This is a genomic window from Ruegeria sp. CDSB029 (assembly GCF_059611125.1).
Genome location: NZ_JBXWOX010000029.1, coordinates 1 through 13,335, shown reverse-complemented (window position 1 = coordinate 13,335; position 13,335 = coordinate 1). Strand labels below are relative to the sequence as shown.

Below are 13,335 nucleotides of genomic sequence, written 5' to 3'. Positions count from 1 at the left end.
GGGCGTGGGGCACTGCCTCACGCCTCTTTCAGGTTGGGAGGAAACGATGATTGCAAAGACTTTACAGGACATGTTCAAAAGATATCGCCGACCCGGCGATGTCGTTTTCGCCGTACTGTTTTTGGCATTCGCGGTGTTTCTTTTGTCCCAGCTGGGTGATCAGACCAAGGTCGTCAAACGAACCAAATGGTTCGCGCAGCCGGGTCTTTGGCCCACAATTGCAATCTGGTGCATGGTGGTGTTCGGGTTTCTGCATTGGCTTAGCTCGGCCTTGTCAGACCGGATCAGCGGCCGCTGGACCGAGGTCGGGTTCTGGGTTCGGTCGTTCGAATATGTTGCCTATTTCCTGATCTATGTGCTGGTGGTTCCGCAGCTGGGATATCTGCCCTCAACCATGTTGTTCGCAGTCTTCCTGACCCTTCGCGTGGGGTTTCGTGGTGCAAATGCTATCGGAATAGCTGCGTTGTTCGGCTTTGTGGTCACCATCGTTTTCCGTGGCTTTCTTCAGGTCAAAATCCCCGCCGGAGCGGTCTATGAATACCTTCCGGATTCCGTGCGCGCCTTTGCGCTGACCTATCTGTAAGGGGCCACTATGGAAACGCTTCTTTCCGGTATTTCAATCCTGCTACAATGGCAGGTAATCGTCGCCCTGCTGATCGGTTCGATCGGCGGCGTCATCATCGGTGCATTGCCCGGCGTGGGTGCGGCCGTGGCCATTGCAATCCTGTTGCCTGCCACCTTTGCGTTCGAGCCCATCGTAGGACTAACCCTATTATTGGGCATCTATGGCTCATCCATGTATGGCGGAGCCATTCCCGCGATTCTGATCAACACCCCCGGCACAGCGGTAAACGCGCTGACCACTTATGACGGATATCCCATGACCAAACGGGGGCAGGGCCACCGTGCGCTGTCTCTGGCGTATTCGGCCTCGTTCTTCGGGGGCGTGTTTGCGATCATCTGTCTGATGGTGTTGTCACCGGTTCTGGCCCTTGTCGCCCCACATTTTGGCAGCCGCGAGATTTTCCTGGCCGCGCTATTGGGCATCATTCTGGTTGTGCTGGCCCATCGGGGGCAGATTTTTGCCGCTGGTATGCTGGCGGCCTTCGGCATTTTCCTGAATTCGGTGGGTCTGGAGCCCGTGAAATACACCCGCCGGTTCACCTTCGATCAAAGTTGGCTGGCTTCGGGCATTGATCTCATTGTGGTCGTGCTGGGTCTGTTTGCGATCAGCCAGGCATTTCTGCTGCTATTGGAAAAGAACCACGCGCCAGGCGACACCCATGTAAGTGGCAATATCTTTGCCGGCCTCAAAGAACTTCTGGGCGTGAAACGCGTTGCTACCGTGTCCTCAAGTATCGGTGTTTTCATGGGCATGGTGCCGGGCACGGGCGAGTTTACATCGCAATTTTTGTCCTACACCTATGCTCAAAAGACGTCAAAGAACCCAGAAAAGTTTGGTGACGGCTCACCCGAGGGACTTGTGGCGTCCGAGGCAGCGAACAACGCCGTTCCAGGCGCTGCGATGATTCCTCTGCTGGCTCTGGGTATTCCTGGCGAGGCGCTGACGGCGATGATGCTGTCGGTGTTTTATGTCCACAACGTGATCCCCGGACCGCAGCTGTTCGAAAACCAGATGGATTTCGTATTGGCCCTGTATATGGCGCTGATCCTGCTTAACGTGATCGTTCTTGTGTTCTTGTTATTTTCGACGAACCTGCTGCTGAAGATTATCCAGATCCCGACCCGGTTCCTTGGTGTCATGATCCTGATACTTGCCTTCGTGGGGGTCTATAGCCTGCGCAACTCGATCACAGATTGTGCCATTGCTGCCGGGTTCGGGGTTTTTGGGCTGATCCTAAAACGGCTGGACCTGCCGATTGTTCCAATCATTTTGGGCATGGTTCTTGGCGGGATTATGGAAACCAAGCTGCGCAGCGCAATGGCACGGGTCAAGACGCCGCTCGACTTTATCGACCGGCCCATCGCGGCCATTCTGTTTGGCCTGATCGTTCTGATCCTGATCCTGCACTGCCGAACGCTGTATTTCGAATTCAAAAACAAACTGCGGCCGGAACCTACGATGCAACCCGTGGATTCCGATAATCCGAACCAGCAAGGATAAGCGACCTATGGATCAACTTGCCATTGACGCGCTACGTGGTCAGCCCGTACCGGCCCGGAGCCTTCTGATTGATGGGCGTCACGAGGCCGCAGCGGCAGGAGGGCAACTGGATGTCATTTCTCCAATTGACGGTCAGGTTCTAACTCAAATTGCCGAGGGCACCCCCGAGGATATGGAGCGGGCTATTGCGGCGGCCCGCACGGCGTTTGAAGACGGACGCTGGTCGCGGGCTGCACCTTCTGTACGCAAGAAGGTGTTGTTGAAACTGGCCGATCTGATTGAAGAACACGCTTTGGAACTGGCCGTTCTGGGCGTGCGGGACAACGGCACTGAGATCAACATGGCCATGAAGGCCGAGCCGATGTCGGCTGCGGGCACGTTCCGCTATTATGGCGAGGCCATAGACAAGATCTATGGTCAGATTGCGCCCACAGCTGAAAATGTGCTGGGTCTTGTGCATCACGCGCCTGTCGGCGTTGTAGGGGCGATTGTGCCTTGGAACATGCCGATGATGATCGGTGCGTGGAAGATCGCGCCGGCGCTGGCGGCGGGTAACTCGGTGGTGTTGAAACCTGCGGAATCGGCCTCGCTATCACTTTTGCGATTAGCCGAATTGGCGCTTGAGGCAGGTGTGCCGGACGGTGTCCTGAACGTTGTCACAGGCAAAGGCAGCGTGGTTGGTGAAACACTGGCCCTGTCGATGGATGTCGACATCATGGTTTTTACCGGCTCGGGTGCGACAGGGCGGCGGCTTCTGGAATATTCCGCGCGCTCGAACTTGAAACGCTGCTACTTGGAGCTTGGCGGAAAGTCCCCCAACATCGTGTTCAACGATGCCCCGGATCTCGCGCAGGCGGCCAAGGTCTCCGCCGCAGGTATTTTCCGAAATTCAGGTCAGATTTGCGTCGCGGGATCGCGCTTGCTGGTGCAGGAGGATATTCACGAAGACTTCGTCGCCGAGATCGTTAAACACGCGCAGGCCTTCCGCGTCGGCGACCCGCTGAATTTGAACACACAGATCGGGGCAGTGCACTCATTGCCGGAATTGGAAAGCAATCTGGATTTCGTCGCCCAAGCCGAAGCGGAAGGTGCTGAGCGCCGTGCCGGCGGTGACCGAATTCTGACGGAAACGGGCGGTTATTTTATGGCACCCACTGTAATGAACGGGGTCAAACCCACCGACAATCTGTTCCGCAATGAGGTCTTTGGTCCGGTTTTGGCCGTGACACCGTTCAGGGACGAAGATGAGGCACTGCGACTGGCAAATGACAGCGTTTATGGATTGGCCTCGGGCGTGTGGACTGCAAACCTGAGCCGTGCACATCGCATGGTGGCGGGCATCCGCTCTGGCGTCGTTCACGTCAATACTTACGGCGGTGCTGACGCCACTGTGCCTTTGGGTGGTGTAAAACAGTCTGGCAACGGCCACGACAAGTCATTGCACGCAATGGAAAAGTACTTCGATCTAAAAACAGCCTGGATTCAGCTGTAAGACGATAGCCTGCGAGGAGAAGATTACCATGGGCGAAAAGACTATCTTGCTGATCGGCACCTATGACACCAAAGACCCCGAGATGCGCTACATCGAAGAGTGCATCTCTGCGCAGGGTGGCAACGTGCTGACCATGGACGTCTCGGTTCTTGGGGATCCAACCACGCCCACAGACATTTCCAAACATGATGTGGCCGCGGCCGGTGGTATGACCATAGATGAGGTGATCGCGCTCGGTGACGAAAACAAGGCTTTTCGCGTGATGTCGCAGGGCGCAGCGACGCTTGTGGCACAGGTCTACGCCGAGGGAAAATTTGATGGGATGCTCGCAACCGGTGGCACGATGGGCACCGACCTGGCGCTGGATTGTGCGCAGGCTTTGCCAATGGGTGTGCCGAAATTCATTGTCTCCACCGTCAGTTTTTCACCGCTGATTCCGCCACACCGTTTGGCGCCGGATATTCAGATGATCCTTTGGGCGGGCGGGCTTTATGGTATGAACTCGGTTTGCCGCTCATCGCTAAGTCAGGCCGCAGGCGCTGTTTTAGGCGCAGCCCGCGCCGTCCAACGCCCCCGGCGCGATCGCCCGATGATCGGAATGACCTCGTTGGGCTCATCCTGCCTGCGGTACATGAAAACCCTGAAACCCGCGTTGGAAGAACGGGGATACGAAGTGGCTGTGTTCCATTCAACGGGCATGGGCGGTATGGCCTTCGAGAAGCTTGCGGGTGAGGGCGCGTTCTGCTGCGTAATGGATTTCTGCATGCAGGAATTTGCCAACATGCTTGCAGGTTCGTTGGTGTCCTCAGGGCAGGACCGGCTGACAAATGCCGGGCGCGCAAGCGTGCCGCAAATGGTGGCCCCAGGCGCGCTGGATCTCTTGGATTTTGCGGGTTGGCAGGACATTCCCGACCAATATGCCGACCGTCCTTTCCACGAACATAATCGCCTGATCAAAAGTGCGGTGTTCAATGCAAAAGAGCGACGGGCCGCTATTCGAGAAATGGCCGGTCGTCTGAAACAAGCCACCGGCCCAACCCATTTTTTCCTGCCCACCGGCGGTGTTGAGGAATGGGATCGCGAAGGCCAGGAAGCGCATGACCCGGAAGCGCTTGCCGAAATGGTTGACGAGGCCCGCAGCGTGATGCCTGCAGTTGCACCAACTACGGAAATTGACGCCCATATCAATGACGACGCATTCTGCGATGCTGTACTCAAACAGTTCGATAAATGGATGAATGAAGGGGTGGTTAAGACGACATGACCAAAAAAGCCAAGAACATCCTGTTTATCATGTTCGATCAGCTTCGGTTCGACTACCTGAGTTGCACTGGGCATCCAAGTTTGAACACGCCTCATCTGGATGCGCTTGCGGGCAAGGGAGTGCGGTTCTCCCATTGCTATGTTCAATCGCCCATCTGCGGTGCCTCAAGGATGAGCTTTTACACTGGGCGTTACGTGCACAGCCACGGCGCCGCCTGGAATAATTTCCCGCTCAAGGTCGGAGAGGTCACTCTGGGCGATCATCTGCGCGAACGTGGGATGGATAGTTGGTTGATCGGAAAGACGCATATGAGCGTGGATCAGGCAGGGATGGACCGTCTGGGCATTTCGCGCGACGGAGTGATCGGAGCACGTGTCGCGGAATGTGGTTTTGATGTCTTCCTTCGTGATGACGGCTTATGGGGTGAGGGGCCGCAAGGCTTTTATGACAAAAGACGTTCGCCCTATAACGAGTATCTGAAAGGGCAAGGGTATGAGGCTGAAAATCCCTGGCAGCACAATGCCAATGCCGGGGTTGATGAAGATGGTGGTGTCGCTTCGGGTTGGTTTATGCGGCACGCTGATAAGCCTGCGAACATCAAAGAAGAAGATAGCGAAACGCCGTGGCTGACGGGACAGGCGATTGAATTTATCAAAACGCAGGATGCAAATTCCGCTGGCCCATGGATGTGCCACCTTTCTTATATCAAGCCTCATTGGCCTTACATTGTTCCAGCGCCGTATCATGACATGTACACGGCAGAGGATGTTTTGCCGGTGGTTCGCTCGGATGGCGAGTTACATAATCCTCACCCTGTCTATGAACAATTCATGCAGAACGAAATCGGTCAAACCTTTAGCAAGCCGGGTGTGCGTGAAAAGGTGATACCCGCCTATATGGGGCTGATCAAACAGGCTGATGATCAGATGGGTCGCCTGTTCAATTGGCTAAAAGAGAGTGGCCACATGGAAGACACGATGATCGTCGTGACCTCCGACCATGGGGACTACCTCGGTGATCATTGGATGGGTGAAAAGGATCTCTTCCATGATCCGTCGGTGCGCGTTCCGCTGATCATCTATGACCCGTCACCAGAAGCAGACGCAACACGCGGCACTGTTTGTAGCGCACTGGTCGAAAGTATTGATCTGGCGGCAACATTTGTTGATCTGGCAGGTAGCGATGTCCCGGATCACGTTATCGAAGGCCGCTCGCTACTGCCGTTACTGTATGGCCAAAACCCCAAGGCATGGCGCGAGTATGTGGTTAGCGAATATGATTATTCTGCCACGCCCGAAGCCGCGGCTCTGGGCCTTGACCCCAAACAAGCACGCCTGTTCATGCTGGCGGACAAGGATTGGAAATTCATCTTTGCCGATGGTGGGTTTCGCCCGCTATTGTTCGACCTGAAAAACGACCCTAAAGAGTTGAATGATCTCGGTGCCGACTTGGGGCATGCCGAGGTTATCAACATGTTCATGAAGCGCTTGTCAGAATGGGCGCGCCGTCCATCGCAACGTACAACGGTTTCAAATGACACGTTGCTGAAAAAGCGAGACGGGAGTGCGGCTGATGTCGGTATTTTTATCGGTGTTTATGATGAGCGTGAATTGCCCTACGACGTAATAGAGAAAACGATCAGGCGTCGGTGAGACATGCAGGGGTTTTGTCCGCTGTCCCGAGCTCCAAACTGATTGCGATTTTGCGGTTGCAGCTAAAGTCCGGAATGCGGGCTGCGACCGCAGCATTTGATGACCGTGCTCAAGGTCGTGTGTGGGTGGCACCTGCATTGCAAGTGTTTTCTGTGTTGATGGCGGCGGTCCGTCAGTACTGTCGTGTGTTCGGCCTGTTCACGCAGCCAGTGTATTTGGCCGCCGGCCATGATGAGTTCCGCAAGCAAGGTTCCTATCGGCTAATCGACCTCGATTGGGGCCGCGACGTTGGTCGGAGCGTCCTGGCTTTTGGTTGACTGAAGTCCGCATCATCACTTCAAACGTCTTGCATCTCTGGGCAGGTCGGCCTTGTCAGGCGGTCGGCTGCCGGTATTCCTGTTGTTTTGTCAGCATCACCCAGATTATCCAGGCTCTCCGGATGCTTCCTGCCCATCAGCGCCCGTGACGTCATGCCGGTGATCAGGAGTTTTCGGATGTATCGGTCGCCTTTCTTAGTGATCTTGCCTAACTTTTCCTTTCCGCCGCTGGATTTGTTGAGCGGGGTCAGCCCCAGCCAGGCTGCAAGGTCGCGGCCGGTCCTGAATTGCTTAGCATCACCGATGTTCGCCACAACGGCGGAGGCGGTAACCCCAGCAAGAGAAAGCATAGTGTGTTTAATGCTCAGGGTGATGATGCGCTAGCTTTGGTCGATGAAGCTTGGAAAAAACGCGGAGCACCTGATCCAAATGATCCATTAGCATATGTGGTCCCAATGGGTCGGACGATAGGATCGGCTGGCGAAACCAATATTCGGATTGTTACTATGACCAGAAACGGCAGCGAAATCAGGACAGCTTATCCATGGCCCTAAAGAAACATTGGTGTCCAAACTGTGATCAAGGTTGGGTTGTGCCAGTTCGAATAAAATCTACTGGGCAGATCGTCTATGTATGCGAAGAATCTGAAGAGACTTGGTTGTCAGAGGAAGACATTATGCCAAGCCCTTGGTCGGAAGTTCCGAAGCAAGGTCATTACTGTTATCTCAATAATCTGATGGAGGCAGCGGGCTTAGGCGCGACTGAATACGAGGGTCTTGTATGGCTAGAGGTGGAGTGAATGTGCTCTTTCGCCTAGTTCAAGCTTTCCTGATTTTGCTGTTTACAGTCTTTGGAGCAAGTTCGGCTTGGGCTATGCCTGACGGCTGGTCCGAAATCTACTATCCGGTCGCTGTCAGCTACGACGATAGTCGACCAGGTGATCTTGCATTTGCGGCCAGAGCACCTCCCCAAGAGCTAAATCACGTGAGCGCGAGCTCTCCCGCCATTTTTGATCCTGCAGCAGTAGGTTGGTTCGGCCATGCTTTTGGTACGGCCAATCAATCGATCAACCTCGGCCATTTGACCCGGCTCGCCGGGCCTAATATAGCGCCTACCGGCGCACTGAACTCAGTAAACTATCACGCTGTGGCGTTGGATGTTTCGATCGCAGGTGCTCATCTAACGAACGTGAGCAGTAAAGGCGCGCTGCACCGCTGGAGTGTTGCAGAGGAAGTATCAGCGTTTTTCCACTCCACAATTGCCACAAATAAGGGACCGTTGCCACCGCGTGTCGATATTTCTGATGACCTAAATCGTATCAATCGATCTGATGTTGATGCTCAATACCTCTACCGAGACCCTGATGCTGGTCATGGAATCGAGATTACGCTTAAAAATGGCTCCTTGGAATTCAATGTCGCAGCGGGTGGTGATGCGGCGGCGCTCGGGTCAGGGACAGACATGTTCAATAGTGCAATGCTTCGCCTACAACGTGATGGGGTAAAGGTTGATAGAGTGCAAGGTGTGTGGATTCCAGGTACGGGCAGCGATAACTATTCGCAGTTCATCAATAATGTGAATTCAGGTATGACTCGAACTGACGCAGCGAGGAATACATGGACTGGACGCATCGCAGCCAGCCATGGCTATTCGGAAGTTGTTGAGACGACCAGGCCTGGTAGTAACGTTATCGATTTTGAGTTCGTGAGGCCGTAGTATGAAACGGAACTGGGCAAGTAGAGTTGACGATGGCGCTAAACCGTCGGAGCTTTTGTTAGAAGTACTGGAAATTGACCCTAGTTTATCAGGAGGCCAACTTGCTGGGTTTATGATGGAAGAATTTCCAGGCATTTACAGGCATGCAGGGACTTTTGTATCCCGATGGATTCGGCCAGGTGCAACTACTACTCACGGCCTGACCACAGCAGATATGGACGAGCGTGTGCTCGAACTGATTGCCGAATGGAAAGCCATGCGTCGAGACAATTAAAGGGTGTAAACCTGAGGCTTGAGTATTCTTCGCCAAATTATTGGCTTGATTACTACGATGCTGCTCTCGATTTTGAGTGCGGCGGCTATGCCGATGGTACCATCAGAGCATATCCGAAGTATTGACATGGAAAACGCAATTCAAAGAGCAACTGTATCCCTCATTCAGCAGTTTATAGGTCGGCTAGACGATGAATGGCTGGACGACTATCAATCGACTGCTGAACACGGCGAATGGGGCGTAGCATTCGAAAACCTGTGTGAGCAGCTGTTTGAATTCGACGTTTTGGCAGACGAGCAGGAATTTCAAACAATCTGCGAGATTGGTGAAAGCATGAAGATCGATCCACAAAGATGGAATTTTCTTGCCCCCCAAAAAATTGAGTATGTTCGGCCAGTTGCGTCATATCATCGGCTTGGTCATTGCAGTGTTGATCACCGCTTTCGTCCGCGTTCCACTCGGAAGATGCAATGTTGCGTGCGGATACCGTTATGAGAGGGCAACCACTTCAAGACGCAATAGCCGCAAACCCGACCGCTAATACTCATAGGTTTACATTTGACGTTGGCGAGGACGTTGGCAGAGGGTATCGACGCATTGGATCAGCTAACCCAAACAATGTCGGGCGAAATGGGCCGCCGGAAAGGGTTGATGGACTAACGCACGTCCAAGTCGCAGTGGAACGAAATCCAACAACAGGGGAATGGGAAACAATAACAATGTTCCCATCGCTACCATGATGAATTACTCGCAAAAGTTTCCTAATCTGACACACCTACTTGATGTAGCTTCTATCGGCATAACAGAGAACGAGCTGAAAGGTCTTGTTAAGCGTGAGACAGAGCGTCACTCAGCTTTGAGACTCGAAATCATTAGTTCCTTTGAAGCCCCCAGCTTTTCTTGGATGGAAATATTGAACCACCCTGATGTTGGTGAGGTTTATGAGGCAGAAACAGATGAGGAAGCACGTGAGTTCGCAATAAAAATGTTCTTAAAACCTGCAACAAGCTAACGGCCCTTGACCCAGTCCCTTGATCCGGGCCGTTAGGCTGTAGAATCCGTTCCTTTTTCTTTATCAAGGACTTCTTTGTTCCACGCACCATTGGCAGCGTCATCTTTGAAGTTGGCACCGCATGTGCAGGTACACTTATCAAATTCGGTGGCAAAACTTGCCTGCGCGTCGGTGACAATCTCCTGGCAGCAACCGCAGATGGTGCGGGTGAGGTGAACGGTCTACCGCGCAAGATCGTCATCGACAAAAGTGGAGCCAATACAGCTGGTATCAAGGCGATCAACAAGATGCTCAAGAGCTATGGCTGCCCGATCCCGATCGAAATGTTCAGGCAGAAATACCTCATTAACATCATTGAACAAGATCACCGTTTCATCAAACGAAGGATCAGACCCATGCTGGGATTCAAATCTTTCGCTTCAGCCGCATCTGTCCTGGCAGGCATAGAAATGGTCAACATGATCCGCAAAGGCCAATTCACACCCGGCCTCCGTCCGTTTCAGCAGTTCGCCCAACTGGCAGGGTAAACCGCTCACCAATTCCACTAATGCTCTGCCATCTGAAAAGTTTGCGACAGAACCCACGCCGTATGCCGCCCCTTGGGTCTCAGGGTCCGAGATGGCATCAATCAGGAATTGTTCAAGTGCCAACAGGGAAACTGCTGTTCTGTTTTCGGGAAAAGCATCTCTTTGGGCACGGTATGCCGTCACACCGGGTTTTTGAGAAATCCCGCGCGGGCCGAGGTCCAGTTTAGGCCAGAGTTCTTCAAGATATCCTCCATGCGATCGGCGCTGCGTACAACGTTCGGCACAACGAAACGAAGGAGCTTTCCGAGCAGCGTTTGGTCTGGAAATAGCAAAGCCGTTGAAGTCACCAAGACCCGCTTGAGTCTGGTCGCCGACGCCGCTTCGACGATGGCGTAAGAAGATCGGAAATACACAGAAGTGGCGGCTTTTGTTGGCAGCTCACCGCCCATGGCCGAAACAGCGGCGCCGTGGTCGCGAAACACTGATGCGAGAAACTCAGGATCATAGTGATCACCGACCACCACGTGCAATCTTGGGTGTCGTAGATCGGTCGTTTTGACTGCAGAACGAACGACCGCTGTGACCTCCATGTCCCGTGCGTGCACAGCTACGAGCACAAGCTTATCTGTCCGCCCATTCGCGCCCAAAAGAACGAGTTTCAAAGTCTTCTCCATTCAATCGGAAAGTGCGTTTGCGACCTGCATTAGGCGGAGAGGCAAATCTTGTTGCTGTCAAGATCCCTGACGTAGGCCGAGAAGCGCGGTCCACGTTGGTTCGGTTCGCCTTCGCTCGTGCCACCAAGCTCGATGGCCAATGCGTGCAGCCTTACGACCTCTTCAGCCGACCCGACGCTGAAGCCGACCATGGTTCCGTTGCCATTCGTGGCGGGTTTTTCGTCGAACGGGATGGCAGCTGCAAAGGCAAAATTAGGTCCGAGCCAGTAAGTCATTCTGTCGGTGGGCGAGACGCGCTTTAGGCCTAATTGACCAAAAAGCTGGTCATAGAAGTGCGTTGCGGCGGCCATGTCGTTGGTACCGACGACGAAGTAGTTCATTTGCATGGTGGGATGTCCTTTGAGATTGTGCTGAGTCTTGTGAGCGTCACTGACCGGTCAGTCTGAAAAACTCGATCAACTGACCGTTGGGGTCGGTGATCTTAAGCAAGTGGATGCCCGGCTCTTCGATGATCTCCGGCGCGGTCACACCGGCAGAGGTGGCGCGGGCGTGCAAGACCTCCAGATCGGCGGATTGCAGGTAGGGAACCGCACCCGAACCTGCCTCGGACCCCGGTGCGTACTTGTCCCGTGACACGATTGCGAACCAGCCACCAGCCACATCGAACGCCACGAATTCGGGTAGCCCGATTGTCGGTTCACTGTCGAACAGGGCGCGGTAGAAGGCCTCCGATTCCTCCATGTTGTCGGTCGGCACATAGGCGCCCATGGCCATGATCGGCGCAGTTCCCCGCTGCTCCGCCGACTCCGCAACGAGTGCTGTTGGCATAACAGCGGCGAGGGTTAGAGCAATGAAATGTCCCATCTTCTGATCTCCATTTTATAATGTTTTTCCTGCTTCTACCGCGCCTATGCTGACAGCGTGTTGTCAGCATACTGTCAGTATGCTCTGTTTCATCGAAAGGAGATCACATGAGGCGCGGCGACAGGCTATTTGAAGTCATCGAGATCCTGAGGCGTGCCAAAGGCCCGATCTCTGCCCAGTCTATTGGTGAAGAACTGGGCGTGACCAAGCGTACGGTGTATCGCGATGTTGCTGCGCTGATGGGCCAGGGCGTGCCGATCAATGGCGAGGCCGGGGTCGGCTATGTGTTGGAGCCCGGCTTTCATATGCCACCGCTGATGCTGACCCCGGACGAAATCGAGGCCGTTACGCTTGGCGTGTTGTGGGTCAAGACGCGAGGCGAACCCGAGCTTGCGCTGGCGGCTGAGAAGCTAATCACCAAGCTGGAAGCTGTCGCACCTGACAAGTACCGGACGTCGTTTCTTCAGCCGGCCGTAAGCGTTGCGCCCGTCGCGCAGCCGGTTGAAGTACTCGGCGCCGCGGCCATTCGTCTGGCCATTCGACGCCGCCAAAAAATAGCTCTGAAATATTCGGACCACTCAGGCCAACAAACTCGTCGTGTGATCTGGCCCATACTGCTGGGTTATCGGGACACCAGCCGCATCATCGCTGCATGGTGCGAGATGCGAGAAGGCTTTCGTTACTTTCGGACAGAACGGATCATTGAGGCGGAGGTTCTCGAAAACAGTATTCCTCGGCGAATGGACCTACTTCGCGCGGAGTGGCGTAATGCCACGGATGCAGAACGAAAGCGCTATGAAGAGGGGGCATAAGACAAGGGTTGCCGAAGGACCGCAATGGGGAAGCAGCAGCGCAGCGGAGCGCTGCTTAAGCAACGACAGGATTGGGCCGTCAGTTGGATCAACAAAAAAGCGTTAGGGGCAATGCTGTGCTCGCTCCGAGGGCAGTTTCGAGCCCATAGCCGTTACCGCTGATGCACTGGATGCGCTGACCAACTGAATTACAGCGGCCATTGAGGAGAATGTTGGGCCAGCCCAAGTCTTGGTGGTTAAGTCAAGAAATGGCCGAGAATCATCGTGCGCCGCAACCAAAAGCCAAGGCCAATAGTACACCCAGTGTCCTTGGGTCAGTACCGGGTTAAGACGACAGCGACCGCAGCAAACACCACACCAATCAACAGAGCCTTTGTATTCATTGACGGACGGCTGGGTAGTTTAACCCGAAGAGACAGGGCTATTATCACACCCCCTGTCAACCCATTCGCAATTGAATAGATCATGCTACTTTTGTCCGCGCTGAAACCGATCAATATGCCGACTGCAAGCGACTCGACAAAGTATGCGCGTAGCCATCCAGACATATGCCCGGGGTGGGTCTTATAGAGATATATATTTACCCCAAACAAATGCAGTGAATAG

Annotated in this window: 14 protein-coding genes and 2 pseudogenes; 11 read left to right on the top strand and 5 right to left on the bottom strand. The window is 54.1% G+C overall.

Going from position 1 to position 13,335, the window contains the following annotated elements; genetic code table 11:
• Positions 1–46: 46 nt before the first annotated feature.
• Genes AC2FI8_RS22410 through AC2FI8_RS22390 form a run of 5 tightly spaced genes read left to right on the top strand, consistent with a single transcriptional unit; the run spans position 47 to position 6,533 of the window.
• Positions 47–583 carry a tripartite tricarboxylate transporter TctB family protein gene (locus tag AC2FI8_RS22410; RefSeq protein WP_108859824.1) on the top strand — a complete coding sequence of 179 codons (537 nt, stop codon included), beginning with the start codon at positions 47–49 and terminating at the stop codon, positions 581–583.
• A gap of 9 nt (positions 584–592) precedes the next feature.
• Positions 593–2,125: a tripartite tricarboxylate transporter permease gene (locus tag AC2FI8_RS22405; RefSeq protein WP_058278613.1), complete on the top strand. Its 1,533-nt coding sequence runs from the start codon at positions 593–595 to the stop codon at positions 2,123–2,125.
• 7 nt (positions 2,126–2,132) lie between these two features.
• Positions 2,133–3,617 carry an aldehyde dehydrogenase gene (locus AC2FI8_RS22400; RefSeq protein ID WP_496781017.1) on the top strand — a complete coding sequence of 495 codons (1,485 nt, stop codon included), beginning with the start codon at positions 2,133–2,135 and terminating at the stop codon, positions 3,615–3,617.
• A gap of 28 nt (positions 3,618–3,645) precedes the next feature.
• On the top strand, positions 3,646–4,881 hold the full coding sequence (locus AC2FI8_RS22395; protein WP_496781016.1) for a Tm-1-like ATP-binding domain-containing protein: 1,236 nt from the start codon (positions 3,646–3,648) through the stop codon (positions 4,879–4,881).
• Positions 4,878–6,533: a sulfatase-like hydrolase/transferase gene (locus AC2FI8_RS22390; RefSeq protein WP_496781015.1), complete on the top strand. Its 1,656-nt coding sequence runs from the start codon at positions 4,878–4,880 to the stop codon at positions 6,531–6,533. The genes AC2FI8_RS22395 and AC2FI8_RS22390 overlap by 4 nt, the downstream gene beginning before the upstream one ends.
• Before the next feature lie 412 nt (positions 6,534–6,945).
• On the opposite strand, the pseudogene AC2FI8_RS22385 reads toward AC2FI8_RS22390, so the two are convergent.
• Positions 6,946–7,200 (bottom strand): annotated as a pseudogene (locus AC2FI8_RS22385) (transposase); the annotation flags it as partial.
• 430 nt (positions 7,201–7,630) lie between these two features.
• Here AC2FI8_RS22385 and AC2FI8_RS22380 point away from each other — a divergent pair.
• From AC2FI8_RS22380 to AC2FI8_RS22360, 5 genes and pseudogenes are all read left to right on the top strand, one after another.
• On the top strand, positions 7,631–8,566 hold the full coding sequence (locus AC2FI8_RS22380; RefSeq protein ID WP_496781014.1) for a hypothetical protein: 936 nt from the start codon (positions 7,631–7,633) through the stop codon (positions 8,564–8,566).
• A gap of 1 nt (position 8,567) precedes the next feature.
• Positions 8,568–8,840: a hypothetical protein gene (locus tag AC2FI8_RS22375; protein ID WP_496770483.1), complete on the top strand. Its 273-nt coding sequence runs from the start codon at positions 8,568–8,570 to the stop codon at positions 8,838–8,840.
• Positions 8,841–8,858: 18 nt separating this feature from the next.
• On the top strand, positions 8,859–9,335 hold the full coding sequence (locus tag AC2FI8_RS22370; RefSeq protein WP_496781013.1) for a MafI family immunity protein: 477 nt from the start codon (positions 8,859–8,861) through the stop codon (positions 9,333–9,335).
• A 208-nt stretch (positions 9,336–9,543) separates the two neighbouring features.
• A complete protein-coding gene (locus tag AC2FI8_RS22365; RefSeq protein WP_496727430.1) occupies positions 9,544–9,852 on the top strand; it encodes a hypothetical protein in 309 nt (102 codons plus the stop codon).
• Between the two features lie 203 nt (positions 9,853–10,055).
• Positions 10,056–10,379, top strand: a pseudogene (locus AC2FI8_RS22360) (DDE-type integrase/transposase/recombinase); the annotation flags it as partial.
• Between the two features lie 179 nt (positions 10,380–10,558).
• Here the strand turns inward: AC2FI8_RS22360 and AC2FI8_RS22355 are convergent.
• From AC2FI8_RS22355 to AC2FI8_RS22345, 3 genes are read right to left on the bottom strand one after another with little or no spacing between them, the layout of a single operon-like run.
• A complete protein-coding gene (locus AC2FI8_RS22355; protein WP_496781012.1) occupies positions 10,559–11,041 on the bottom strand; it encodes an NAD(P)-dependent oxidoreductase in 483 nt (160 codons plus the stop codon).
• 41 nt (positions 11,042–11,082) lie between these two features.
• Entirely contained in the window at positions 11,083–11,439 is a 357-nt protein-coding gene (locus AC2FI8_RS22350; RefSeq protein WP_496727550.1) for a VOC family protein, read from the bottom strand.
• A gap of 40 nt (positions 11,440–11,479) precedes the next feature.
• The gene (locus AC2FI8_RS22345) at positions 11,480–11,917 is read right to left on the bottom strand and encodes a VOC family protein (protein WP_496727551.1); all 438 of its coding nucleotides are present in this window, start codon (positions 11,915–11,917) and stop codon (positions 11,480–11,482) included.
• Positions 11,918–12,024: 107 nt separating this feature from the next.
• Between AC2FI8_RS22345 and AC2FI8_RS22340 the strand changes: the two genes are divergently transcribed.
• A complete protein-coding gene (locus tag AC2FI8_RS22340; protein ID WP_496727552.1) occupies positions 12,025–12,729 on the top strand; it encodes a helix-turn-helix transcriptional regulator in 705 nt (234 codons plus the stop codon).
• Between the two features lie 314 nt (positions 12,730–13,043).
• Here AC2FI8_RS22340 and AC2FI8_RS22335 read toward each other — a convergent pair.
• The coding region (locus AC2FI8_RS22335) for a hypothetical protein (RefSeq protein ID WP_496781011.1) at positions 13,044–13,335 on the bottom strand (292 nt) is incomplete at its 5' end.